Annotated in this window: 19 protein-coding genes; 8 read left to right on the forward strand and 11 right to left on the reverse strand. The window is 64.5% G+C overall.

Annotated features, from left to right (window positions below; genetic code table 11):
- The first annotated feature begins 7 nt into the window (after positions 1-7).
- The 3 genes from M1P90_RS23195 (at position 8) to M1P90_RS23205 (ending at position 6510) form a co-directional block, all read left to right on the forward strand.
- Positions 8-2011: a DUF5060 domain-containing protein gene (locus tag M1P90_RS23195; RefSeq protein WP_483697828.1), complete on the forward strand. Its 2004-nt coding sequence runs from the start codon at positions 8-10 to the stop codon at positions 2009-2011.
- Between the two features lie 451 nt (positions 2012-2462).
- Positions 2463-4943 carry a beta-mannosidase gene (locus M1P90_RS23200; RefSeq protein ID WP_483697829.1) on the forward strand — a complete coding sequence of 827 codons (2481 nt, stop codon included), beginning with the start codon at positions 2463-2465 and terminating at the stop codon, positions 4941-4943.
- A 358-nt stretch (positions 4944-5301) separates the two neighbouring features.
- Positions 5302-6510 (forward strand): AGE family epimerase/isomerase, encoded by a 1209-nt coding sequence (locus tag M1P90_RS23205; RefSeq protein WP_483697830.1) that lies wholly within the window; start codon positions 5302-5304, stop codon positions 6508-6510.
- A 184-nt stretch (positions 6511-6694) separates the two neighbouring features.
- Here M1P90_RS23205 and M1P90_RS23210 read toward each other — a convergent pair whose 3' ends face one another.
- Positions 6695-7669, reverse strand: coding sequence for a LacI family DNA-binding transcriptional regulator (locus tag M1P90_RS23210; RefSeq protein WP_483697832.1), 975 nt, complete (start codon positions 7667-7669; stop codon positions 6695-6697).
- Positions 7670-7840: 171 nt separating this feature from the next.
- Between M1P90_RS23210 and M1P90_RS23215 the strand changes: the two genes are divergently transcribed.
- The 4 genes from M1P90_RS23215 to M1P90_RS23230 all read left to right on the forward strand — a co-directional run bounded on the left by M1P90_RS23215 (position 7841) and on the right by M1P90_RS23230 (position 11619).
- Positions 7841-8098: a hypothetical protein gene (locus tag M1P90_RS23215; RefSeq protein ID WP_483697833.1), complete on the forward strand. Its 258-nt coding sequence runs from the start codon at positions 7841-7843 to the stop codon at positions 8096-8098.
- A gap of 45 nt (positions 8099-8143) precedes the next feature.
- A complete protein-coding gene (locus M1P90_RS23220) occupies positions 8144-9412 on the forward strand; it encodes an MFS transporter (protein WP_483697834.1) in 1269 nt (422 codons plus the stop codon).
- Between the two features lie 305 nt (positions 9413-9717).
- Positions 9718-11277, forward strand: a complete 1560-nt coding sequence (locus tag M1P90_RS23225) for a phospholipase D-like domain-containing protein (RefSeq protein WP_483697835.1) — start codon at positions 9718-9720, stop codon at positions 11275-11277.
- Between the two features lie 3 nt (positions 11278-11280).
- The gene (locus M1P90_RS23230) at positions 11281-11619 is read left to right on the forward strand and encodes a hypothetical protein (protein ID WP_483697836.1); all 339 of its coding nucleotides are present in this window, start codon (positions 11281-11283) and stop codon (positions 11617-11619) included.
- A 412-nt stretch (positions 11620-12031) separates the two neighbouring features.
- Here the strand turns inward: M1P90_RS23230 and M1P90_RS23235 are convergent, their stop codons facing one another.
- Complete coding sequence (locus M1P90_RS23235; RefSeq protein ID WP_483697837.1) at positions 12032-12559, reverse strand: hypothetical protein; 528 nt, start codon at positions 12557-12559, stop codon at positions 12032-12034.
- 380 nt (positions 12560-12939) lie between these two features.
- Between M1P90_RS23235 and M1P90_RS23240 the strand changes: the two genes are divergently transcribed.
- The gene (locus tag M1P90_RS23240) at positions 12940-14214 is read left to right on the forward strand and encodes a DNA double-strand break repair nuclease NurA (RefSeq protein ID WP_483697838.1); all 1275 of its coding nucleotides are present in this window, start codon (positions 12940-12942) and stop codon (positions 14212-14214) included.
- A 264-nt stretch (positions 14215-14478) separates the two neighbouring features.
- Here M1P90_RS23240 and M1P90_RS23245 read toward each other — a convergent pair whose 3' ends face one another.
- From M1P90_RS23245 to M1P90_RS23285, 9 genes are all read right to left on the reverse strand, one after another.
- Complete coding sequence (locus M1P90_RS23245; RefSeq protein ID WP_483697840.1) at positions 14479-16302, reverse strand: glycoside hydrolase family 3 protein; 1824 nt, start codon at positions 16300-16302, stop codon at positions 14479-14481.
- Between the two features lie 187 nt (positions 16303-16489).
- Positions 16490-16891, reverse strand: coding sequence for a putative periplasmic lipoprotein (locus tag M1P90_RS23250; protein WP_483697841.1), 402 nt, complete (start codon positions 16889-16891; stop codon positions 16490-16492).
- A 140-nt stretch (positions 16892-17031) separates the two neighbouring features.
- The gene (locus M1P90_RS23255; RefSeq protein WP_483697842.1) at positions 17032-18393 is read right to left on the reverse strand and encodes a GH1 family beta-glucosidase; all 1362 of its coding nucleotides are present in this window, start codon (positions 18391-18393) and stop codon (positions 17032-17034) included.
- 12 nt (positions 18394-18405) lie between these two features.
- Entirely contained in the window at positions 18406-19443 is a 1038-nt protein-coding gene (locus tag M1P90_RS23260; protein WP_483697843.1) for an ABC transporter ATP-binding protein, read from the reverse strand.
- A gap of 126 nt (positions 19444-19569) precedes the next feature.
- Entirely contained in the window at positions 19570-20598 is a 1029-nt protein-coding gene (locus M1P90_RS23265; protein ID WP_483697844.1) for an ABC transporter ATP-binding protein, read from the reverse strand.
- Complete coding sequence (locus tag M1P90_RS23270) at positions 20534-21535, reverse strand: ABC transporter permease (protein WP_483697846.1); 1002 nt, start codon at positions 21533-21535, stop codon at positions 20534-20536. The genes M1P90_RS23265 and M1P90_RS23270 overlap by 65 nt, the downstream gene beginning before the upstream one ends.
- Before the next feature lie 12 nt (positions 21536-21547).
- Positions 21548-22525 carry an ABC transporter permease gene (locus tag M1P90_RS23275; RefSeq protein ID WP_483697847.1) on the reverse strand — a complete coding sequence of 326 codons (978 nt, stop codon included), beginning with the start codon at positions 22523-22525 and terminating at the stop codon, positions 21548-21550.
- Between the two features lie 88 nt (positions 22526-22613).
- Positions 22614-24071 (reverse strand): ABC transporter substrate-binding protein, encoded by a 1458-nt coding sequence (locus M1P90_RS23280; protein ID WP_483697849.1) that lies wholly within the window; start codon positions 24069-24071, stop codon positions 22614-22616.
- 458 nt (positions 24072-24529) lie between these two features.
- Complete coding sequence (locus M1P90_RS23285; RefSeq protein ID WP_483697850.1) at positions 24530-25564, reverse strand: LacI family DNA-binding transcriptional regulator; 1035 nt, start codon at positions 25562-25564, stop codon at positions 24530-24532.
- Between the last annotated feature and the right edge of the window lie 36 nt (positions 25565-25600).

Genomic DNA, 25600 nt, shown 5'->3' on the forward strand with positions numbered 1-25600 from the left:
AAATACTATGAAACACGCCCGCGCCAACTTGCTCCTTTGCTTCCTGCTCGGCACAATGCTTGCCGCATGCAGCAGCGCGCCCGCAATTGCTCCAACGCCCTCCACCGAATGTCCGGGCGGAGCTACGTGTCCGCCCAGCGCAACTGCAACGCAAAACAACGCCTGTCCGGGCGGACCTACGTGTCCGCCCACGCCCTGCGCACCTACGTGCCCCACCGAATGTCCGGGCGGACCTGCGTGTCCGCCCACGCCCTGCGCACCTGCGTGTCCGCCCACGCCCTGCGCACCTACGTGTCCGCCCAACGCGCCCACCCTCACCCTCAACACCAACACCCTGCCCGCCTACGAAAAGCTCGAACTCACGCTCGACCTGCACACCACCTACCGCAATCCCTTCGACCCGGCCCAGATCGACGTGCAGGCACATTTCACCGGGCCGGATGGGAAAACGCTCACGGTGCCGGGCTTCTTCTGGCAGGATTTCACGAGCGCGCTGGAGGGCGGCAAGGAAGTGCTTGCGCCGCGCGGCCAGCCCGCCTGGAAGGTGCGTTTTTCGCCACCCGCGCCCGGCGCGTGGAGCGTGGTGGTAGACGCGAAAACGCCCGCCGGCAGCGCTCGGAGCACGCCCGCGCAGTTCACCGTCACGGCGGCGCGGCGCCACGGCTCGGTGCGCATCGACCCGCGCGACCCGGCCTACTTCGCGTTTGGCGACGGCACGCCCTTTCTCGCAATTGGCCAGAACGTGGGCTGGTATGGCGCGGGCGGCACCCACGACTACGAGCGCTGGTTCGGGAACATGCACGCGCAGGGCGCAAACTTCGCGCGGCTGTGGATGGCAAGCTGGGCCTTTGGCATCGAGTGGAACGACACCGGGCTGGGCGACTACACCAGGCGGCTCGACCGCGCCTGGCAGCTCGACCGCGCCTTCGAGCTGGCCGAGCAGAACGACATCTACATTATGCTGGCGCTGCTCAACCACGGCGCGTTCAACACTGGCGTGAACCCCGAGTGGGCCAATAACCCCTACAGCGCCGCAAACGGCGGCCCGCTGGCGAAGCCCGAAGAGTTCGCCAGCAACGCCCAGGCGCGCGACCTGTTCAAGCGCCGGCTGCGCTACATTGCGGCGCGCTGGGGCTACAGCCCGAACCTGCTGGCCTGGGAGTGGTGGAACGAGGTCGACTGGACGCCGATGAAAGACACCGCCATCCAGCAGCCGTGGATCAGGGAAATGAGCGCCGAGCTGGCGAAATACGACCCCTACCCGCACCTGCGCACCACCAGCTACGCCGGCAGCGACGACGCGGTGTTCGCCATGCCCGAGATCGACATCGCCCAGCGCCACATCTACAACCCCGCTGACCCGGCCGAGACTTTTGCGCGCGCCATGAAGGAAATGACGCCGCTTGGCAAGCCCGCGCTGGTGGGCGAGTTCGGCACGGGCGCCGATAGCGCCGACGCCACGATCGACCCGCAGGGCGTGCATATTCACAATGGCCTGTGGGCCGGGCTGCTCACCAAAGGCGCGGGCACCGGCATGACGTGGTGGTGGGATTCGTACATCGACCCGCTGAATTTGTACCCGCTGTTTCATGGCGCGGCGGCCTTTTTCCAGGATGAAGACCTGGCCGCAAGTAGCTACAAAACCCGCCGCCCGGTCGTCGCCGGCGCGCCCGCCACACTGCTCCTGCTCGGCGCGCCCGACCGCATGCTTGGCTGGGTGCGCAGCAACGCCTTTTCCTACGATGGCTTGCGGGCGGCCTATTCGAAGGCGCTGCGCCAGGCCATGGCCGAAAAGCGCACGCTCGGCACATTCACGCCCGAGTTTGCGCCGGTGGAAGGGGCAACGTGGAAGCTGAACGGCCTGAACCCCGGCACCTATACCGTCGAATGGTGGGACACCGCTGCTGGCACGGTGATCGCCCGCGACACGCTCGACGTCACCGCCGACGGCGCGACGCTGGCCTTCCCGCCCTTCGCGCGCGACCTCGCCTTCAAAATCAAGCCGGCGTGAGAGACGTAACCACGAAGACCAAAGACACGAAGGTGTGAATAAGGAGAACGTAACCACCAAGGCACCAAGACACCAAGGCTGGGAGAACGAAACCTCGAAGACACGAAGGCACGAAGGTTTGGAGAACGGAACCACGAAGACACGAAGACACGAAGGTTTGAAGAACTGAAGCAAAGATTGCATCAGGCAAACTGAATGTGAAAAAAGTATGTCATCCGAAGTTTCAACGGAGGCATGACAGCACTCCATAACATCTGATACTAGCGCCCTTTGCCGGAAGGGTTTTAGGGAAACCGGCTAGGGTTTCCCTAATCGGGGGCACGGGGGCGAAGCGCCCCGAAAAAAGCAAACAGGCATTGTATCGGGGCACGGGGGCGAAGCGCCCCGAAAAAAGCAAACAGGCATTGTATCGGGGCACGGGGGCGAAGCGCCCCGAAAAGAAAGAGTACAAATGAACCAGCAATCACTCAATGGCGCGTGGCAATTTCGGCAGGCCGGCGACGGCGAATGGCTCCCGGCCACGGTGCCGGGCGGCGTGCACACCGATCTCCTCGCGCTTGGCCGCATCGGCGACCCGTTTGTGGGCGACGAGGAAAAGCGCGTGCAGTGGGTCGCCGAGCGCGATTGGGAATACCGCCACACCTTCACGCCCGACGCGGCCCTGCTTGCCGCGCCGCACATGTTCCTGGTGTGCGATGGCCTCGACACCCTGGCCGAGCTGTGGCTGAACGAGCAGCCGATTGGCCGCGCCGAGAATATGTTCCGCCAGTACCGCTTCGACGTGGCTGGCGCGCTGCGACCCGGCGCGAATGAGCTGCGCGTGCGCTTCACCTCGCCGGTGCGCGCAGCCGCCGAGCGCGATGCCCAGCGCCCCATGATTGTGGTTGGCGACCCGTTTGTGATCCACGGCGGCCCGCACTTGCGCAAAGCGCCCTGCCACTTCGGCTGGGACTGGGGCCCCATGCTGCCGGCAATCGGCGTGTGGCGCGACATCCGCTTGGAAGGCTACGGCGCGGCGCGCATCGATGACGTACACCTGCGCCAGCGCCACGCCGACGGCCGCGTGTCGCTCAGCGTCGGCGTGCGCGCCGAGCGCTGGAGCGATGCGCCACTGCGTGCCACGCTACATCTGACCGCGCCCGATGGCCGCACCCAGAGCGCCGAGATCGCGCTTGATGGCGCGACGGGCACGCTGGAGCTGGATGTCGACCAGCCGCAATTGTGGTGGCCAAACGACCTCGGCGCGCAGCCGCTGTACCAAGCCGAAATGAGTCTCCACGCGGGCGACGAGCTGCTCGACCGCCGCGCCATGCAAGTCGGCTTGCGCACGCTTGAGCTGCGCCGCCAGCCCGACGAATGGGGCGAGTCGTTCACGTTTGTGGTGAATGGCGTGCGCGTGTTCGCCAAGGGCGCAAACTGGATTCCCGCCGATTCCTTCCCCACCCGCGTTGCCGCCCGCGAGTACAAGCAGTTGCTTGGCGCGGCGGCCGAAGCGCACCACACCATGGTGCGCGTGTGGGGCGGCGGCTACTACGAAGATGAAGCCTTCTACGACGCCTGCGACCGCCTCGGGCTGCTGGTGTGGCAGGATTTCATGTTTGCCTGTTCGAGCTACCCGCTCGACGAGCAGCCATTCCTGGACAATGTGGAAATCGAGGTGCAGCAGAATGTCGCCCGCCTGCGGCACCGCGCCTGCATGGCGCTGTGGTGCGGCAACAACGAAATCGAGGGCGCGTGGGTCGAATGGGGCGGCTGGGACACGCCCGCGCACGCCGACCTGAAGGCGGCCTACAACCAGTTCTTCCAGCACACGCTGGCCGCCTGGGTCGCTGCCGCCGACCCCGACCTGCCCTACTGGCCCAGCTCGCCTTCCTCGGGTGGCAACTTCGACAAGCCCGGCGACGGCACGCGCGGCGACATTCACCAGTGGAGCGTGTGGCACCACATGCACCCCTTCGAGCGCTACCGCGACACGCGCGCGCGTTTTATCAGCGAGTTTGGCTTCCAGTCGCTGCCGGGCATGTCCACTGTGGCGCGCTATGCCGCGCCCGAAGACTGGAACCTGACTTCGTACATCATGGAGCACCACCAGCGCAACCTGGCTGGCAACGGCAAAATCATCACCTACACCGCCGCGCACTTTCGCCTGCCGCACGATTTCGCGTCGCTGGCCTACCTGAGCCAGGTGCTGCAGCTCGAAGGCATGCGCATTGGCGTGGAGCACTGGCGGCGCGACCCGATGTGCAGCGGCACGCTGTACTGGCAGCTCAACGACTGCTGGCCGGTCGCGTCGTGGTCGAGCATCGACTATTTTGGGCGCTGGAAAGCATTGCAGTACGGCTCGCGCCGCTTCTTCGCGCCGGTTGCCCTTTCGGTGGAAGAAAGCGCCGACGGTGCCAGCCTGTTTGTGGCGAACGACGGCGCCAAGCCCTGGTTTGGCGAACTGCGCTGGACGCTCGAAACACTGGCCGGCGAGGCGCTGCGCAGCGGGCGTATCCCGGTGCAGGCCGCGCCGCTGGCCACCACAGCGCTCGAAACGCTCGATTTCGCGGCCGAGCTGGCGGGCGATGCGCGCCGCGACGCCGTGCTGGTGTGCGAGCTGTGGTGCGGCGGCGAATGTCGCCAGCGCAGCGTCACGCCCTTCATCCCCAGCAAGCACCTGCGCCTGGCCGCGCCGCAGATCGCCGTCGATATTGATCCGGTCGGCCAGCAGCTGATGATCGAGCTGAAGGCGCGCTCGCTGGCGCGGTTTGTCGAGCTTTCGCTGGAAGGTGCCGACGTGGTGTTCAGCGACAACTATTTCGACCTGCCGGCCGCGCGTTTTGTGGGCGTGGCATGCCCACTGCCGCAGGGCTGGACGATTGAGCAGGCGCGGGCGGCGCTGCGCGTGCGCTCGCTGTGGGATACGTTTGGAGAAGGTGGGCAGGGGTAAGGGATTTTGGATTTACGATTTTCGATTTACGCTCGTGCGCAATCGCCACGATACGCGGCGCTGGGCGCATGCGGCAGGTGCCACCAAGCTACTAGCTGAGTTACGCGGTGTGCTATTGCCGTGGGGCTGAAGCCCTCGGCTCCATTGAGCGAAGGCCACCTTCGTGGCCTTTTGGAGCCCGCCAGCTACCGTTTGTGTGGGCTTTGTACCAGCAGCCCGCGAAGGCGGGCTTTGCCGCAACCTAGCCCGCCCGTTCACGGGCCAGGGCGAACGCGATAACCGGGTTACTTTGTAGCTATTCATTACGGGCTGGGAACCGCGTAAGCGTGTTATTCACAAAACAGAACCGAGGCTGTGTATGCGCGAAATGATTGCCCTGGCCGAGCCAGCCGCTACCACACAAGCCGGCCTGCGCGCCCGGATCGAGCGCGAGCTGCGCGGGAACATCCTGCCCTTCTGGAGCGCGCATGTCGTCGATCATCGCAAGGGCGGATTCTACGGCGCGCTTAGCAACAGCCTCTGCCTGCGCGACGACCAGCCGCGCTCGGCGGTGCTGTGCGCGCGCATCCTGTGGACCTACGCCGAAGCCTACCGCCTGTACCGCCACGCCGGCTATCTCGCCACCGCGCGCCACGCCCTCGATGCGCTGTGCAACCACTTCTGGGATGCGCGCAACGGCGGCGTGCACTGGATGCTCGATCCTTTCAACCGCCCGCTAAGCACGCGCAAACACAGCTACGCCCAGGCATTCGCGATCTACGCGCTGGCCGCCTTTCACCGCGCCACCGGCGACGCCGTGAGCCTGCGCCTGGCGCGCACGCTGTTTGTGCTGCTCGAGCGCCACGCCCACGAGCCGCGCCACGGCGGCTACGTCGAAGGCTGCGCCGGCGACTGGGGCGCGCTGGCCGATATGCGTCTGAGCGACAAGGAGCCAAACTGCCGCAAGTCGATGAATACGCTGCTGCACATGCTGGAAGCCTACACCGCGCTGCTCCATGTCTGGGAACATCCACGTCTGCGCCGCAGGTTGGCCGAGCTGGTGCATATTTTCCTCGACCATGTGATCGACTACGAGACGGCGAGCTTCCATCTGTTCTTCGACGACGCCTGGAATACCCTTCCCGCGCCGCGCTCCTACGGCCACGATATTGAAGGGAGCTGGCTGCTCGTGCGCGCCGCCGAGGCGCTGGGCGACGCGCCCCTGCTGGCGCGCACGCAGGCCGTCGCCGTGCGAATCGCGCAATCGGTGTACGCGGCTGGCCGCGCCCCCGACGGCAGCGTGCGCTACGAAGATGCCGACGCCGACCGGCACTGGTGGGTGCAGGCCGAGGCACTGGTTGGCTTCTACAACGCTTATCAGCTGAGCGGGCAGCCGCACTTCCGCGCCGCCGCCGAAGATGTGTGGGCCTACATCGAAACGCACTTCGTCGATGCGCGCCACGGCGAGTGGTACAAAATCCTCGACCCGCTGGGCCGCCCGCGCGCCACCCACCCCAAGACGGGGCCGTGGGAATGCCCCTACCACCACAGCCGCGCCTGCTACGAGCTGCTCGCGCGCATGCGGTGAGTTGGCAGGTTTGAAGGTTGCTGGTTGCAGGTTTGCAGGTTGCAGGTTGGCAGGTTGCTGGTTGCAGGTTGGCAGGTTGCTGGTTGCAGGTTGCTGGTGCCCAATCCCAAGACCCCAGACCCTAAACCCTTATGCGATTGCAGCTCACTGCCAACTGCCAACTGCCACCTGCGGGCCGCTCCGCTCACGCCGATGCGCGGATGACGACCGAGAGCGCCAGCGGCGACGCCTCATCAAACGCCTCACCCCAGCTCACCGCCAAAATATTCGCGATCACCCGGTCGAGAAAGTGCTGATTGTGGAAGCCAATCGTCGTCAGCGCGGGGACGCTGAACTCGGCCAGCGGAATATCGTCACACCCAATCACCGCAACCTGCTCGGGGATTGCGACCCTGGCATCGGATAGCGCAGCCATAACCGCAAAGGCCACTTCGTCGTTGTAGCAGCAAATCCCGAATGGTGACGCCTGCTGGGCCAGCATCTGCGCAATAGCTGCGCGCGCGCCTTCGCGCGAGGCAGGCACAACCTGCACCAGGGGTGGCGCCAGCCCCAGCTCGGCACATCCCTGCCGCACCCCATCGAGGCGAACCTGCGCCAGCTGCTGCACATCGTGCCGCTCGGTAGAGGCAAACACGATCTGCCGCTGGCCGCGCTGGGCGAGGTAGGTGACCTGGGCCTTCCCCACCGCCTCGCGCGCCGCCGGGTTGCTCATCGAAAGGATCGGGACGCTGAACTGCTGCAAGAACGACGTAACTGCGGCGTCGCGCTCATCCACATACGAAACAATCACCGCCGGGGTCAGGTTGGTCGAAGGGTGCGTGGACTCGTGCGCCGTGTGCCGGCCCACATACCAGATCAGCGTAAAACCCTGCGCATTGAGCCCTGCTTCCAAGTACTTAAGATCGCGCGCCATCCCTGGGTCGACCTGTTCGAACTGAATCACGGCGAGCACAAGGTTGCTGTACCCGGCGCGGAGGATGCGCGCGGCCGCAAAGGGCTGGTAACCCAGCTCGCGCGCGGCGTTGAGCACGCGCTCGCGTGTTTCGTCGGGGATGGTTTGCCGCGGGTCGTTGTTGAGCACGTAGCTCACAGTTGCCCGCGAAACGCCACTCGCCCGCGCGACATCGGCGCTTGTGACGCGGCGCTGCTTGTTTGCCATTATTGCTCCTTGACAACGACCTTCGGTTCCAGTATAGTTGACTTACACGAGTAAGTCAACGCACTCGTATTCTTTTCGGTCGCAACTTACACGTGTAAGCCCAGGAAGAATTCAGGGCCGGGCCGTACAGCAAGACACTGCCTGCCCCAACACTTTTGAATGGAAATTGCCATGAACGCAGAAACACTCGTCGCACTCGAATTGCTCCATGCCCTCCAGCACCGCCGCAGCAAACAGCGCGCCACGCCTGCCGGCAATCAGCAGAATGGCCCATCGGTGCGCGTGCCGGCGCATCAGCAACTGGCCCGACGTCTCCACATGATCGCCCGCCAGCTGCCCACGCGCGGCGAAACCTTCGACTGGCTTGGCCGCCGCCTGATTACCTGGGGCTGGCAGCTGCGCACGCGGCATGGTCTGCCACGGCGGTAGCACAAACGCTGGAAGCATCAGCAAGCATAATGAAGCGAGAAGAACATGGTGCAGGAACAACAAGCGGTCGTTGCCGCGCAGCAGCCAGATCCGCCCATTCACGAACCCGCCGCCCTCGCACTCGCGCTGCCACCGGCTGCGTCGCGCTGGATCGAGCTGGTGCCGCTGGTTCTCGCATTCGGAGGCTTTATTGGCCTTGGCCTGGTGAGCAGCCGCCTCGGTGTGGCCTGGACATATATTCGCGCCACATTCGGCATGCCAATCGATGCCATCAGCGCCTTGCTGATCGCCCAGCTCCTCGGCTCGGTTATGGTCAGCGCCAACAGCGGGCGCCTGACGGCCCGCCTGAATATCGGCGTGATGGCAGCCTGGAGCTGTGGCATCACCGCAGTTGCCTTGGTAGGCTCCAGCGTGGCGCCAGCATGGGCTGTGCTGGTCGTGCTGGGCTGCTTTACCGGCATCGGCGCGGGTTTGATCGAAGCGAGCCTGAACACCTACGCGGCAACGCACTTCAGCCCGCGCTCGATGAACTGGCTGCACGCGAGCTTCGGCGTTGGGGCAACCCTCGGCCTTGCGATCATGACGGCGATTGTGGCGGGCAGCTTTGGCTGGCGGCTGGGATTTCTCATTATTGGAATAATCGAGCTGCTGCTGGCGCTTTGCTTCAGCCTCACGCGCCACCGCTGGCGCAGCCCGGCCCCCGCGCAGCCGCAATCGCCGCGCGCGCCCAGCACGCCCCTGGCCGAGACATTTCGGCTGCCGGCGGCATGGCTTGGCATTCTGTTGTTTGCGGCCTTCACGGGCGCGCAGGTTGGCGCGGGGCAATGGTTTTACACCTTGCTGACCGAACAGCGCGGCGTATCGGCAGCGCTGGCCGGGGCATGGGTGAGCTTTTTCTGGGCCAGCCTGACGATTGGGCGAATTCTGTTTGGCTTCCTGGTGCAGCGCGTGGCACCCACGAAACTTCTTCGGGCAAGCATTGGCGCAGTGCTGGTGGGCACAATTGTATTTTCTCTCAACCTCACGCTCTGGCTGAGCCTGGCAAGCATTTTGCTGCTGGGGCTTGCAATGGCGCCGCTGTATCCACTTCTTACCTCTGCAACGCCCCAATACCTGGGCAAACAGCACGCCGCGAACGGGATTGGGCTTCAGGCGGCGGCGGCTGGGCTGGGCGGCGTGCTGGTAACCAGCCTGCTTGGCGTGCTGGCCGAGACGTTTGGCCTGGCGGCGATTGCGCCGGCACTGGTTGTTGCAGCCGTGATCATGGTGTTCCTGTTTGAGCTGCTTGCCCGCCATATCGCGCGGGAGCTTTAGGCGCAGCTTGCCTTCACCCAAGCGTGGGGAAATTTGAACCGCAAAGAGCGCAAAGAACGCAGAGGTTTTGGGGTTGGCAGGGTCTTTGACGGTTAGAAGGTTGCGGGTTAGAAGGTTGCGGGTTGATGGCCCAATCCCAAAACCCCAGACCCTAAACCCTCATATGGTTCTGCGGTTCTTGGTCTGGGCATATAGCAATACGCCCTTCCTCGCTTCCGCCGCGCAGCACAACTCCCCAAGTGCGTATATAATTTTGCCCCATGCATGGCCGCGCCGCCATTGGCATACGCAGAAACGGGGGAGGAATGCGAACGCTGGATGAACTCAGACCTGCTGACGGAAGCACGCCGCGCACCAACCTGGCGCTGCCACGCAGCAACCGGCTCAACCGCGCGCTGACGCGTGTGAGCGATGCGCCGCTGCGCGAGGGCAACAGCCTGACGCTGCTGCAAAACGGCTCGGAAACCTACGCCGACTGGCTCAGCGCCATTAAGAACGCCAAGCGCTGGGTGCACCTCGAAAACTATATTTTCCAGAACGACGGCATTGGCCAGCGTTTCGCCGAAGCCCTGGCCGAGCGCGCTGCGGCGGGCGTGCGCGTGCGCGTGCTCTACGACTGGTTCGGCTCGCTCGACGTGTCGCGCTCGTTCTGGCGGCACATGCGGCAGAACGGCGTGGATGTGCGCGTGTTCAATCCGCTTGCCTTTACCTCACCCTTCGACGTGGTCAACCGCGATCACCGCAAGCTGCTGGCGGTCGATGGCGAGTACGCTTCGATTGGTGGCGTGTGCATCGCCGACCCCTGGCTCGACAAGTCGCCGGTGACGGGTTTGCCCTACCGCGACACGGCGGTGCGCGTGCTTGGCCCGGCCATTGCCGACATCGAGCGCGCCTTTGCGGATGTGTGGCGCCACGCTGGCACGCCCCTGCCGCCCGACGAACACCCGCCCCACGGCAGCCTGCAGCCCACCGGCAGCGTCTCGGCGCGTGTGATTGTGCAGGAACCCGAGCGCATGCGCATGCTGCGCGTCTTTCAGGTAATGCTCGCCGCCGTCGAAAAGCGCGTATGGCTGGCCGACGCTTACTTCCTGGCCGCCCCGATCCTGCGCGAGGCGCTCATGGCTTCGGCCCGCGATGGCATCGATGTGCGCATTCTGCTGCCTTCCACGAACGACCTGCCCATGGTTGGCGCGCTGTCGCGCTATGGCTACCAGCCGCTGATCGAAGCTGGCGTGCAGATCTGGGAATATGCCGGCCTGATGATGCACGCCAAAACCACCGTCGCCGACGGCTGGTGGTCGAAGGTTGGCTCGACGAATCTGAACGTCACCGGGCTGGAAACAAACTGGGAGATCGACCTGGTGGCCGAGGATTGGGAATTTGGCGCGGCGATGGAGAAGATGTACGAGGAAGACCTTGCGCACGCCCGCGAGATCTGCCTGAGCGGCAAGCGGCGGCTGCGCCCACGCCCCGAGCGCCCCGAAAGCCGCGCCGAGCGGCAGGCCCGCCGCCACCGCACCGACGGGCGAGCAAAGGCCAGCGTGGCGATGGCGCGCGTGGGCGCGGCCATTCAGACGGCCGGCAGCGAGACTTTGAAGAACAACGATCGCACAATTGGCGCGACATTTGGCGGCGCGCTGCTGGCCCTTTCGCTGCTGGCGGCGCGCTGGCCGCGCGTGCTGGCCTGGCCGCTGGCGCTGATTGGCGCGCTTGTCGGCGGCATCAGCCTGTCGCGCGCGATTGCTGGCCCGCAGCCAAAGGGGCGCTCGGTCTTCCGCCACCCCCGGCCCGATTTCCGCCCGCAGACCTGGCGGCTCACGCAGCGACGACCACGCGGGCGCAGGCGCCAGCTCGATCTGGATTAAGCGATGGAATGGCAAAAAATCGGCCCGGTGCTGATCTCGATCCTGCTGATTGTCGTGATCGCGGTGGCGCGTGCCTACTCGCGCACACTGGCCGCCATTGCGGCAACCATGCCGGTGAATATCACGCTGGCGCTGTGGATTGTGGCGAGCGCCGAAGGTGGCCGCGCCGAGGCCATGAGCGATTTCGCCGGCTCGATGGTGCGCGGCATTGCGGCGACGCTGGTGTTTGTGCTGGTGGCCTGGCTGGCCGCGCGCGCCGGCTGGTCGTTTGTGGCGGTGCTGCTGGTGAGCTACGCGGTCTGGGCGGCGGTGCTGGGCGCGCTGTTCTGGTTCACGCGCTAGGGCGCTGGCCGACGAACGACGGAAGAACATAAACCGCAAAGCGCGCGATGGGCTGGCCCCAAAGCCGCTGCGTGGATGCGCACCAAGCTCGCGCGAAAGGTGCATGCGCCATGGGGCAGGGAGCCTTGCGTCAGCTTGGCTAGCGTTCCTGCGTGCCGCGTCTACGCCACCGCAAGGCCGAGCCTGGGGTTCAGGAGCAGTTAAAAACGCTTCTGCAGGCGCTCGCCTGGACCGAAGCCGAGCACCCCGACGCCAGCGTGGAGGTCAGGGGCGGGGATGAACATCCCGATCCTGCGGCGAATCTGGTGCAAGAAAGGGCAACGCCCACTCGTGACGGTTCAGCCACGCTACAGCGGAATGCTGCCGTCGCTTGTGCGACCAGCCTGAGATCATTCGCGGCGATGAAAGCGCGCTAGGGCAGGGGCTTCAGCTCGTGGACGACGATGTGCTGGCTGGCGATTGGGGCGGGCGCGGTGCAGCCGGGCAGCGCGAGATGTTGGGCGGCGTAGCTCCAGTAGCCGAAACCCTGCCAGTTAGCCTGCCAGCTCAGCTGCGAGTCGATTTCGCGCGGGAAGCCCAGCGCAGCGTCGTACTGGATGCGCGTGGCGGCAGCATAGACACACAGGCAACCAGCCGAGGGGTCGTAAAGCGCACACGGCGCAATTGGCGTGCTGGCGCGCTCGGCGGCGCGAAACAGCCAGCCGACCGTCCACAGGTTGGGGTGCTGGCAGCTGTTGTGCAGAATGCCGACAATCGTTTCGCCGCGCACCTCGACGGTCTGGTCGCACGAGTGCCCGGCGATGATGTCGGTGGTGCGCAGGCGGTAGTGTGGCACCGGCGCAGATTGCCAGCGCGCCTGCGCGGCGGCGTAGCGTGTGTCGGGGCCGCAGCCGGCGAGCGCGGCCAGCAGGAAAAGAATGGCGGTGCGTTTGAGCGTCATAGCAGCATAGTGTGCGGATAGGCGTGATTCGCACGCACCCTTCGATACGCGCTGCGCGCTACTCAGGATGCGTCTCTGGTCCCTTACGCGCTGCGCGCTACTCAGGATGCGTCTCTGGTCTGTTCCCTGTTCGTTTCACAAAGATGGAACTGCGAAGCGAATATCACTGTAGCGTTGCGGGTGGCGCTTGTCAACACGGCCGCGAGAAACGCCCCGTTGGGCGGTTATGTGCCGGGATATTGAGCACGACGTTGGCGCTTCGGCACGCGACAGCTTGACATACTGAAACAGATGTACTATTCTACAGCCATCCACGGAACTGCGACCGCACTGGAATGCGATGCGTGCCGCCCGACCACGCACACGGAAGGAAGCCCGCGATGGCACTTGATCTTTCGGCGCTGAGCCGCCAGGTGCGCGCCATGAGCGGCTCGCTGGCGAGCGAGGCCAGCGACAAGCAGGGCCGCCAGACGCTGGCGCTCGGGCGCTACCTTGAGTCGGCCGATGCGCCCGAGCTGTGGGCCGAGGCCGCCGACCTGAGCCGCGAAAACTCGGCCTGGCTGCTGGCCCGCCCGGTCGAGCCGCTGAACACCACCCACGACGCGCCCGCCCGCCCAGCCGAATACGCGCTGATCGCGACCGACGGCTCGCAGATCGATGTCGAGCGGCACGGCATGGCGGCCTGCTATGTGATCAATATCGGGCGGGTGTTTCTGCGCTATGGCCCGCGCGCCAGCGCGCGGCTGACCTCGCGCCCGGCGCTGTATTACCGCGAAGAAGACCTGTATTTGTCCGATGGGGTGCGGCGCGTGGCAATCGAGGGCAACTACCTGAGCTCGCGCCGCGATGTCGAAGAAGGGCAGGCGCTGGTCGAGATGGCCGACGAATTCCTGCCGCGGCCCGCCACGCGCCGCACGCCACGCGATGGCAGCTTCGACGCGCTGATCGACCCGCCGGCCGACGCGCCGCCGCCCGCGATTGCGCTGCAGGATGGCACGCTGGTGCGCTGGACGCTGGCGAATGCCGAGAAGTTTGTGCAGGATCATTTTCTGCAACCCTACCTGCGCTACCTCGACGCGATGCGGGCGCGCGGCGTGCCGGTGGCCTCGTATATCAGCCGGCCGCGCGCGCCCGAGGTGGCTGGCACCATTCGCCTGATGTTCTGCCCGGATGTGGATGTGGCGCAGGGGCGCGGCGCGAAATGCAGCGCGTGCAGCGACGTGGCCGCCAACCGCGAGCCCTCGTGCATGGTCTGCCAGGGGCTCACCGACGCCGACATTCTGGCGGATATGCTGGCCGAGGGGCAGCGCGGCCCGCTGTTCGCCTCGCTTTCGCGCATCAATGTCGAGGCCTATGGCGAGCACCTGATCCACTTCTTCTATATGCGCGTGGGCCGCGAAATTGCGCGGGTGGAAATTCCGCGCTGGGTGGCCGAAGATCGCGCGCAGGTTGACCTGGTGCACGCGCTTGTGTACGACCAGTGCCTGAAAGGGCAGGGCTACCCGGTGGCGCTGGCCCGCGCCCACGAGCAGGCAATAGTGCGCGCGGCAGACCGGCGGGCATTTCTGGGGATTGTGGAAGGCAGCCTGCTGCGCGCCGAGCTGCCCGCCAGCGATTCGCGCAAGCGCGAGAGCAAAGAGCGCCAGGCGCTGTAGGGCGCGGCGACGACCGACGATCGTTCACCACAGAGACACAGAGGCACGGAGATTTAAGGATTTACGATTTACGATTGAGGGCCAACAACCAACAACTTCGTCCTGAACCCAGGGGTACCCCACGCGAAGCGCGTATCGAATGGCGACGACCGAAAATAAACCGCAAAGGACGCAGAGGACGCGAAGAATTGCAGGTTGGCAAGTTCGCGCAAAGTCAACATTCAACATTCAAACTTGCAACCTGCAAACCACCCCTTCACCATGTCACCCCGTCACCCCGTCACCCGCTGAATAGCGCAGCCCAAAGCCAAACGGAAACAGCGGATCGCCAGTATCGAACGGCACATCCGAGCGCTGGCGCAGCACCGCTTCCTGCGAGGACGGCAGCTCGAAGGGCAGCGTGCCGCTCGGTGCGGCGCGACCGAATAGGACATCCAGCAGGGCCGCATCGCTCGCGCCGAAGTTCGCCAGCAGCGCGGCACTGCCCGCCGCCAGCTCAGGAATGATTGCCGGCCGGTCGAGGTAGATATCGACAATCGTTGGCACCTGTGCCATCAGCGCGATCAGGCGGCCCAGCACATCGGGCTTGAAGCGCAGATCGCCGGCGTGGAAGAAACCCTCAAGGAAATTGCCATTGCGCGGGTCGAAGGGTGCCTGCAAGCGCACAATCGCGAAATCGGCCGCGCGCGGGCTGCTCACCACCTCGCCATACTCGCCCGCCACCTCGGGCGCAACGCCTTCGACATAGATGCGCGGCCGGCCAGACAGCGGCAGCACGGGCGCGGCGTCAGCACCATTTTTCAGCAGCACAAAGGCCCGCCGCTGTGCCGCCGCGCCCGCCGCCAGAAAGTCAGCATTGCCCACCACGCGCTCGGCCGCGTCGGGGTCGACATACGGGTTGTCGAACAGGCCCAGGCGGAACTTCTCGCGCAAAATGCGCCGCACCGACACGTCGATGCGCGATTCGGCCACTGCCCCGCCGCGCACCAATTCGACAATCAGCTCAGGACATTCTTCGCCGCCAAACTGGTCGACGCCCGCGTCGAGCGCCTTCTGCACACGCTCCAGCGGCGTGAGGTCTTCAACGCCCCAGGCGCGCGCCGGGAAGGGCTTGCCCATGATTTCGGCGTCGTTGATCAGGCCCCAGTCGGTGCAGACCAGCCCGTCGAAGCCGTAGTGCTCGCGCAGCAGCCCAGTCACGATTTCCTTGCTGAAGCTGAAGCCAACTTCTTCGTACTTCAGGCCAACCGGCATGCCGTAGTAGGGCATGATCTGCGAGGTGCCGGCAGCAAACGCCGCTTCAAATGGCCCCAGGTGGTAGTCGAAGTTGTCGCCGGGGTAGACCTGCTCGCGGCCATATTCGAAGTGTGGGTCTTCGCCGTCCTTTTGCGGGCCGCCGCCGGGGAAGTGCTTGGTCATGCAGGCGACGCTGGCGGGGCCGAGTGTTGCGCCCTGAAAGCCGCGAATGTAGGCGGCGGTTTGCTGCGCGCTGTGCCCGGCGTCTTCGCCAAAGGTGCCGTTGATGCGCGCCCAGCGCGGCTCGGTCGCAAGGTCGGCCATGGGGTGCAGGGCCACGCGAATGCCGACGGCGGTGTACTCCTGGCGGGCGATCTCGCCAAACTGCTCGGTCAGCGCGGCATCGCCAATCGCGCCCAGGCCAATCGGCTCGGGCCACTGCGAGAAGCCGCCCGATGTCAGGCTGACCACCGGGTTGCTCGAAAAGCCGTGGCGCGGGTCGGACGAAACCGTGACCGGGATGCCCAGGCGCGTCGCTTCGGCCAGCGCCTGGATGCGGTTGTGCCACTCGGCGGCCACGCGCGGCGCAGGCAGGCCATGAACATTGAAGTGGTTCATCAGCTTGCTGTTCACCAGGTCTTCGGGCGAGCCGCCAAAGCCCGCCGCCGCAAGCGAGCCGTCGGAGGCCACGCCCAGAATGGTGTGGAACATCAGGCCAGCTTTTTCTTCCAGCGTCATCTGCGCCAGCAGGTCGTCCACGCGCTCGTCAATCGGGCGCGACGGGTCTTCGTAGGGGTCGAGCCGCCCGTTCTTGTTGAGGTCGCGGAAAGCTGCTTGCTTGTTTGTATCCATCGGAAAACCTTTTCATTATGGAGAACAAAGTCACAGCATTGCGGCGTACTTGTTCGCGATTTGGCGAAGCGATCGGACACAGACACACGCGGAGAACACGGATACGCATGCCATGAAGCCATATGTCTGCGCTCGTCGGCGTTTATCTGCGTCCCAGTTCAAGCTATATGAACAGAGGCACTCCGCTTTATTCTTGCATATGCAGCTCGCGGTGCACTTCGATATTCACCACACTCGGGTCGTGCGGGTCGCCGCCCACCACGGCGCTTTCGAGGATTTGGATCGGGCCGAAGCTGTAGGTGCGGGTGTACCAGGTGAGCGTGAAGGTACGCGTGACGCCAAAGGTGTAGTCGCGGCCCTGCCAGCCGTGCGCCACCAGCTGCTTGTAGATATCGGCCTGCCACTCGCTGGTGCGCGTTGGCACGCGGTACGAAACCCGCAGCGCCGTGAAGCTGCGCGAAGTGACGTTTACGCCCACACCGTTGGGCAGCACCAGCGCGCCAACCAGGCTCGCCTGCGAGGCCCACAGCCCGGCAGCGCAGGCGGCCAGCAGGCCAAGCACAAGCACAATCGCGAGCCAGCGGCGCATGGCGTTCCCATGAGTTGCAGGTTTGAAGGTTACAGGTTGGAATGTTTTTATTTACCGCCAAGACACCAGCAGTTAAGAAATTTTTCTTGGTGCCTTGGTGTCTTGGTGGTAAGGTTTCTGCGCTTCCACAGGGCAGCACATTAGCCAGCGGTATCGAAGCCGTTGTCGGCAATCACCTGCCGGTACCACAGCGCGCTGTCTTTCGGGATGCGCTCCTGCGTGTCGTAATCGACCCACACGATACCAAAGCGCTGCGTGTAGCCCTTCGCCCACTCGAAATTGTCCATCAGCGACCAGACGAAATAGCCGGCCAGCGGCACGCCCGCCGCCATGGCGCGGTGGCTGGCGGCAAAATGGTCGCGCAGAAAAGTGCGGCGGCGCTCGTCGTGCACCAGACCATCGGGGCCGGGCGGGTCGGAATAGCTCGCGCCATTCTCGGTGACATACAGCTTGGCTGGCTGGTAATCGGTGTGCAGGCGCACGAGCAGGTGCTCAAGCCCTTCGGGGTAGACTTCCCAGTCCATCTCGGTGCGCGCCAGCTCCTGATTGGGCACGCCACCGCCCTGCTCCAGCGTGCTGGCGCTGATCACCGCGCGGGTGTAGTAGTTCACGCCCAGGAAGTCGGTTGGAACGGCGATGGTGGTCATATCGCCCGACTGCACGAACTCCAGGCCGCCAGCGGGCAAGCGCCCATCGGCCTTGTAGAACTCGACCATGTCGTCGGGGTAGGTCGCGCGGTACAGCGGGTCGAGGAACCAGCGGTTGAAGAAGCCATCGAAGGCGCGCGTGGCGGCCACGTCTTCGGCGCGCTCGGATGCCGAGACGGCCTGCGTGAAGTTGAGCGTAATGCCAACCTCGGCGCCCGGGCTGTTGGCGCGGATCACCGGCACCGCCATGCCGTGCGAAAGCAGGATGTGGTGCGCGGCGGCCAGCGCGGCGTGCCAGTCGTGCAGGCCGGGCGCGTGCTCACCGATCTGGTAGCTCAGCAGGCTGGCGCACCAGGGCTCGTTGTGGGTGATCCAGTGCTTCACCCGGTCGCCAAGCGCGCGCGTGACCACATCGGCGTATTCGACAAACGCCTCGGCGGTGGCGCGCGCCGGCCAGCCGCCCGCGTCCTGCAGCACCTGCGGCAGGTCCCAGTGGTAGAGCGTGGCGAAAGGCGTAATGCCGGCTTCGAGCAGGCCATCGACCAGGCGGCTGTAAAAATCGATGCCGGCCTGGTTCACCGCGCCACGCCCATTGGGCAGAATGCGCGGCCAGGCGATGCTGAAGCGGTAGGCCTGCATGCCCAGCCCCTTCATCAGCGCAATATCGTCCTGCCAGCGGTGGTAGTGATCGCAGGCCACGTCGCCGCTGCTGCCATCGAGAATTTTGCCGGGCGTGTGCGAGAAGCGATCCCAGATCGACTCGCTGCGCCCGTCTTCCTGCGCCGCGCCCTCAATCTGATAGGACGCCGTGGCCGTCCCCCAGACAAAGCCTGTGGGGAAGTGAATCTGTGTCATCGACGTTGCTTTCTACTGTGCTTCGGCGGCTGCGCCCGGGCCAAACAGGTGGCAGCGCACCCAGTGGTCGTTGCCAAGCTGCTCGGTGCCCGGCATCACCTGGCGGCACACGTCCATCACCTTGGGGCAGCGCGCCGCAAACGGGCAGCCGGGCGGCGGGTCGATCAGCGAAGGGATTTCGCCACGCGCTTCGGTTTTGCGCGTTGCCAGGCCGGCGCGCGGGTTGGGCACCGCCGAGAGCAGGAGTTGCGTGTAGGGGTGCGCCGGGTTGTGCATTAGCTCGTCGCTCGCGGCACCCTCGACCATGCGACCCGCGTACATCACAATCGTCTTGTCGCCAATATAGCGCGCGCTGGCGATGTCGTGCGTGATGTAGAGGTAGCCGATGCCGCGCTCTTCCTTCAGGCGCTCCATCAGGTTGAGCACGCCCATGCGGATCGAAACGTCGAGCATGGAGATCGGCTCGTCGGCCAGAATGACCTCGGGGTCGACCGCGAGGGCGCGGGCGATGGCGACGCGCTGGCGCTGCCCGCCCGAAAGCTGGTATGGGAACTTGGTGGCGAAGTCGCTGGCCGGGTTGAGGCCCACGGTCGTCAGCAGGCTCAGCACTTTTTCGCGCAGGTCGTTGCCGCTGCTGGCCTTTTTGTGAATGAGCAGCGGGCGCTCCAGATGGTAGCCGATTGTGTGGGTCGGGTTCAGCGAGCCAAACGGGTCCTGAAAGATCATCTGAACATCGCTGCGGTAGGCGCGCGAGGCGGCGTGCGGCTCGGCCTTGACCATGTCGGTGCCTTTGAAGATGATCTCGCCCGAGGTCGGCGGCATCAGGCGCGCAATCAGGCGCGCGGTGGTGCTTTTGCCGCTGCCCGACTCGCCCACCAGCGCAATCACCTCGCCGCGATGAATGGCAAACGAGGCGTCTTCGAGCGCGTGGACGCTGCGCTTGTCGAACAGGCCGCCCACCGGGAAGCGCTTGGTGAGGTGGCGCACTTCGAGCACCGGGGCCTCGTCGGCGCTGGCCCGGCCTTGGGTTTCTGATGCTGGTGCGGTCATATGTCTAACCTTCTGCGATAGATCAATTCAGTTGGCGTATGCGATACGCCCCGGCGGCAACCTGCAAACCTGCGGCGTATGCGATACGCCCCGGCGGGCGATACGCCCCGGCGGCAACCTGCAAACCTAATACAGATGGCAGGCCACGAAATGGCCGGGCTTAACCTCTTGCAGGCGCGGCACAATTGCGCTGCACTTCTCCATGGCGTGCGGGCAGCGCGGGTGGAAGCGGCAGCCCGACGGCGGCTCGACCATGTCGGGCGGCGCGCCGGGAATGCCCGTGAGCTTCACCTTCGGGCCGGTGATCGACGGGAAGGAGTTCATCAGGCCCTGCGTGTAGGGATGCATCGGGTTCTCGAACAGCTCCTTGGCGGGCGCAAGCTCGACGATCTCGCCAGCGTACATCACGCCAATGCGGTCGGAGAACTCGACCATCAGCGAAAGGTCGTGGGTGATGAACAGGATCGAGAAGCCCATTTTCTCTTTGAGCTGCTCGATCTGCTGCATGATCTCTTTCTGCACCACCACGTCGAGCGCGGTCGTCGGCTCGTCCATGATCATCAGCGGCGGGTTGAGCGCGAGCGCAATCGCAATGACGACGCGCTGGCGCATGCCGCCCGAAAGCTGGTGCGGGTAGGAATCGATGCGCTTGGCCTCGATGCCCACCAGATCGAGCAGGAAGGCGGCGCGGTCGCGGGCTTCCTTTTTGGGCAGGTGCAGGTGCCGGTCGATCACGTCGGTGATCTGTTCGCCCACGGTCAGCACCGGGTTGAGCGCGTTCATGGCGCTCTGGAAGACCATCGAGACCTGGCCCCAGCGGAATTCGTTCAGCTCGTCGTCGTTCATGTCGAGCACGTCGTCGCCACCGAAGCGCACCTGCCCGCCCGTGATCACCGCCGGCGGGTGCAGCAGGCGCATGATCGCGTGGGCAATTGTGCTTTTGCCGCTGCCCGACTCGCCGGCCAGGCCAAACACCTCGCCCGGCGCAAGCGTGAAGGTGACATCGTCCACCGCGCGCACCGGGCCACGCGGCGTCAGGTAGCGCACGCGCAAGTTTTCAACTTCGAGCAGCGGCTTGCCCGGCGCGACCTTACTGGGCGTCGCGGATGACAGGAGTGGCGCGGACACGGCGCCGCTGTTGCTTCTTGAAGACATGGCTCACTTCCTTTTCGGCACGCAGGCGCGGGTTCGTAATCTCGTCCATCGCGTAGTTGATCAGCGAAAGCGCAAATGCCACCAGCGCCACGCACAAGCCCGAGGGGATGATCGTCCACCACGCGCCCACCAGCAGGCCGGCGTTGTTCTGCGCCCAGTAGAGGTTCGTGCCCCAGCTTACATCGCTCACGTTCGTCAGGCCCAGGAAGCTCAGCGCCGTCTCAGCGCCAATCGCATACGTCACCGAGCCGATCATACCGCCGACGATCAGCGAGGTGAGGTTGGGCAGCAGCTCGCGGAAAATAATGCGGAAGTGGTTTTCGCCGCTCACAATCGCTGCCGATGCGAAATCTTTCTCGCGCAGCGAAAGCGTCTGGGCGCGCACCACGCGGGCGGGCCAGGCCCAGCCCACCACCGAGAGCACAAATATGATCGTAAGCAAGCCTGGTTTGAGGAACGAGGCCAGCACCACCAGCAGCGGCAGGCCCGGGATGATCAGCACGACGTTGGTGAAGAGCGACAGCACGTCGTCCACGCGCCCGCCAAAATAGCCGCCAATCATGCCGATCGCCACGCCGACCGCCGTGGTCAGCAGGCCGGTCGCAAAGCCCACTGCCAGTGAGTTGCGCGCGCCCCAGACCGTCTGCCGGAAGACATCTTTGCCCTGGCCTTCGGTGCCAAACCAATGCGTGGCGGAAGGCTCCTGGTGCGGCACATCCACGAACTCGTTCGGGTCGCCGGGCGCAACCAGCGGCGCAAACACGGCTGCGAAAATAAACAGCAGCAGAATGGCGCCGCCAACTGTGGCCTTGGGGTTGCGCAGCAGCGTGCGGAACAAGGTGCGCCGCGCGCGCCCGCTTGGCACGCTGGTTGGCACTGCGGCCATCTGGCCGGCGGGGGTTGGCTGGATATCGACTGGCTGATCTTTTGCCTGCATCTTGGCCTCCCACTAGCGCGCGCGAACGCGCGGGTCGAGCCGCACGTACAGCAAATCAATTATCAAATTGGCCCCCAGCACCGCCAGCGTGATCATCAGGAACAAGCCCTGCATCAGCGGGTAGTCGAGGTTGCTCACGGCTTTGGTGAGCTGGTAGCCCAAACCGGGGTAGGAGAACACCGTTTCGACAATAATCTGGCCGCCCAGCACAAAGCCCAGCGCCATACCAAAGGCGGTGATGTTCGGCAGCAAGGCGTTGCGCGCGGCATAGGCGAACATAATACGGTTTTGTGAAAGGCCCTTGGCCTCGGCCATGGTGATGTAATCTTCGCCAAGCATGTTGATCATGATGTTGCGCATGCCCAGCAGCCAGCCGCCCACCGAAACCACAATAATCGCGCCGGCCGGCAAGATCAGGTGCGAAATAATGCTTTGAATAAAAGGCCAGCTCCAGCCGGGGCGCAGCGTGTCGCTGTAGGCGTGGCGCAGCGGGAACCAGCCGAACTGGAAGCCCAGGAAGTACAGCGCCACCAGCGCCAGCCAGAAGAACGGAAACGAGCCAACGAAGATCAGGATCGGCGGCAGGAAGTTGTCGAGCACGCTGCCGCGCCGCCACGCGCTAAAAATGCCCAGAATATTGCCAAGCAAAAAGCTCACGATCAGGGCCGTGCCGCCGAGCAGCAGCGTCCACAGCAAGCCAGTGGAGATTACGGCAGTGACGGGCGAGGGGAAGGCCGAGATCGAAATGCCGAGGTTGCCGCGCAGCATGCTGCCGACATACTGAACATACTGGACGTAGAGTGGCGCGTCGGTGAGGCCATAGGCCTCGCGCATGGCCTGGATCTGCTCGGGCTGAAGCTGGCCGCGAAAGCGCGCGAAAATGGCAGCGGCCGGGTCGCCCGGCATAAAGCGTGGCAGAAGGAAGTTAATGGTCAGCGAAAGCCAGGCTGCCAGCGCATAAAAGCCGAGCCGGCGGAGGATATACTGCATCCCGCGCTCCTTTCCTCATTGAACGGTCACAGCTGTTAAGAGCGGCGCGCTGTTTGCCAGGCAAGCAGCGCGCCGCACCGAAATGAGCTTACTTGGGCTTGATGCTGGTCATCAGCAGCAACTGCTCGGTCGCGCCGAACGGCGAGCCGACCACATAAGGGTCGTCCTTGCTCGGCCAGCCGGTGAAGCGGGTCGAGTTGTACTCATACCACGCCGGGCCAGGGAACAGCGGCACAGCCGGCGCGTTGTCGGAGAAGAGCTGCTGCAGCTGCTCGGCAACCTTCTTCTGCTCGGCGGCATCCGAGGTGGCGGCAAACTGCGCCAGCAGCTTGTCGGCGTCGGCGCTGCCGAAGCGGTGCCAGTTCTCATCCGAGGTTTCGCCAACCGGCTTGACCTTGGTGGTCGCCATCTGGCCGCGGTAGTAGTTCAGCGGCGTTGCGCCACCGCTCGACCAGCCGATCGACATGTCGAAGTCGCCCTTCTGCACGCGGTCGAACCAGGCGCTGAAGTCGTAGCTCTTCACGGTCGCGTTGATGCCAACGGCCTTCAGGTTCTGCGCCATGATGTTGCAGGCCGACACCCAGTCGCTCCAGCCCGACACCACGTTGATGTCGTAGGTCATCGGCTGGCCGTCCACGGTGCGAATGCCATCGCCGCCCTTGGTCAGGCCGGCCGCATCCAGCATCTTGTTGGCTTCTTCGACGTTCAGCGAGACCCAGCTCTTGCCAGCGTCAGCAATCGACTGGCTCTTGTAGCTCGGGTAGGCGTCGCTCAGGCCGGTCGCGTCGGCGGGCTTGGTGTAGCTGTACATGGCAACCTTCACGATCTGGTCGCGGTTGATCGCCATGCTGATCGCCTTGCGCACGTTCACGTCGCTGAACGGCTTCTTGGTGGTGTTCAGGTAGAGCATCACGGTCGCGCCGGTTGGCGGGAAGAAGTAGCCGTTGGTTTCCGGGTTCTTGGAAACAAAGGTCTTCTCGATGTCGGGGATGAAGTTACCGACCCAGTCGTTCTCGCCGTTGATCGTCGCCAGGTTGGCCTGGTCGTTGCCGGGGTAGGCTGGGAAGCGCAGGCCCTCAACCATCGGCTTGCCGGGCTGCCAGTAGTTCGGGTTCTTGTGAACTTCGTAGATCTGGTTCTGGAAGTTCTTCACCTCGGTGAACGGGCCGGTGCCGACCGGGTTCTCGTTGGTGAAGGTCACCGGGTCGCCGACATCCTTCCACACGTGCTCAGGCACGATGTTCTGACCGACGATGTCGTACAGACCGACGGTGTAGACCTCCTTGAAGGTGAAGTCAACCGCCGTATCGCTGCTGGCGGCAACGCTGTCGAGGTAGGCCCAGGCGTTCTGGCCGCCACCAACCAGGCCCTTGTTGGCCTTCTGCAGGTTGAAGGTGTAGGCAACGTCCTTGGCGGTGAAGGGCTGGCCATCCGACCACTTCACGTCGGTGCGGTAGGTCAGCGTCAGCTTCTTGTTGTCGCTGCTCCACTCATACTTCGTGGCCAGCCACGGCAGCAACTCGCCCTTGATGGTGTTGTAGATCATCGAAGGCTCGTACACGCCGTTAGCCGTCGGGAAGCGATTGTCGGAGACAAACGGGTTGAAGTTGCGCGTCCAGGTGGCCTGCTGCTGGGCCGAAACAGTTACCAGGCCCTCGCCACTGGCGGCCGGCTCAGCGGCAGGCGCAGCAGTGGCTTCGCCCGCTGCGGGGGCAGCGGTGGCTTCGGCGGGGGCGGCCGGGGCTGCTGTGGCCTCGGCGGCCGGGGCGGCCGCGCTGGTGGGCGCTGCGCTGGGCTACGCAGCGGGCTGGCCGCCACACGCGGCAATGACAAGCATCGCTACGACCCAGAAGGGGAGCATCTTGAGCAGAGTTCCGCTTCGTCGGAGATTAAACATCTGTGTTCCTCTCTACGAAATACATTATACGACAACACCGTCCAGTAGAATTTTGCCGTGCCTGGCGTTCACCCCCTTTCGAGGAAAATTCTGGGCTGCCAATTGTTCTACGCGCCTGTGCGCAGCAAAGCCCCGCACGAGTCGCGAATAATGAGCTTGGTGGGCATGCGGCGGAATGTCGGCGTGAAATCCTGCCGTTCGAGCTGGTCAATCAGAATATCGGTAGCGTTCAGGCCAATGTCGCGGATGGGCTGGTGCACGGTGGTGAGCGGCACATCGGCAAAATGCGCGGCCGGCAGATCATCGAAGCTGACGATTGCCATGTCGTGGGGCACGCGCAGCCCGGCCGCACGCAGCGCCCGCATCGCGCCAATTGCCATCAGGTCGCTGGCAATAAACATCGCCGTGGGCGGGTCGGGCAGCTGCAGCAGGCGCTGCATGCCAGCAAAACCGCCATCGGGATGGTAATCGCCTTCGACGATCAGCTCGGGAGCGATCCCAATGCCATGTTCCAGCAAAGCCTGCTTGTAGCCATCGCGCCGCTCCACCCCCGACGAGGTATTCAGCGGGCCGGTGATCGTCCCGATGCGGCGATGCCCAAGCTTCAGAAGGTGCAGCACCGCCTCGCGCGCGCTTTCGCGATTATCGATCTCGATCCAGGAAATATTGCGCAGGTAGGGGTGGCGCTCGCACAGCACAAATGGAATATGATCGCGCAGCAGCATGGGCAGCAGCGGGTCGTCTTCCACCGAAGCCAGCATGATCAGGCCGTCGAACGGGCGGCTGCGCAGCACCTTTCGGTAGAAATCCTGCTCCATATCGGGCGCCACTGCCGAGAGCATCACAAAATAGCCGCGCCGGTTGGCAATGTCGAGCATTCCCTGCATCAGCATGGCAAAGAATGGATCTTCAAACACGCTGCTGGTTTTGTTGGGGAAAAGAAAGCAGAGACTCTGCGTGCGATTGTTGGCGAGGCTGCGCGCCGCTGCGCGGGGCGCATAATTATGGTCGCTGATCACCTGCAGCACGCGCTCGCGCACACTTGCGCGCACGTTTGGGTGCTCATTCAGCACGCGCGATACTGTCGAGCGCGATACCTGTGCAATGGATGCAATTTCTTCGATTGTGAGAGAAGATGGCATTGGAACCGCTTCCAACTATGCAAGCGTACCACAAGC

It is taken from the genome of Kouleothrix sp. 19917 (assembly GCF_057073505.1).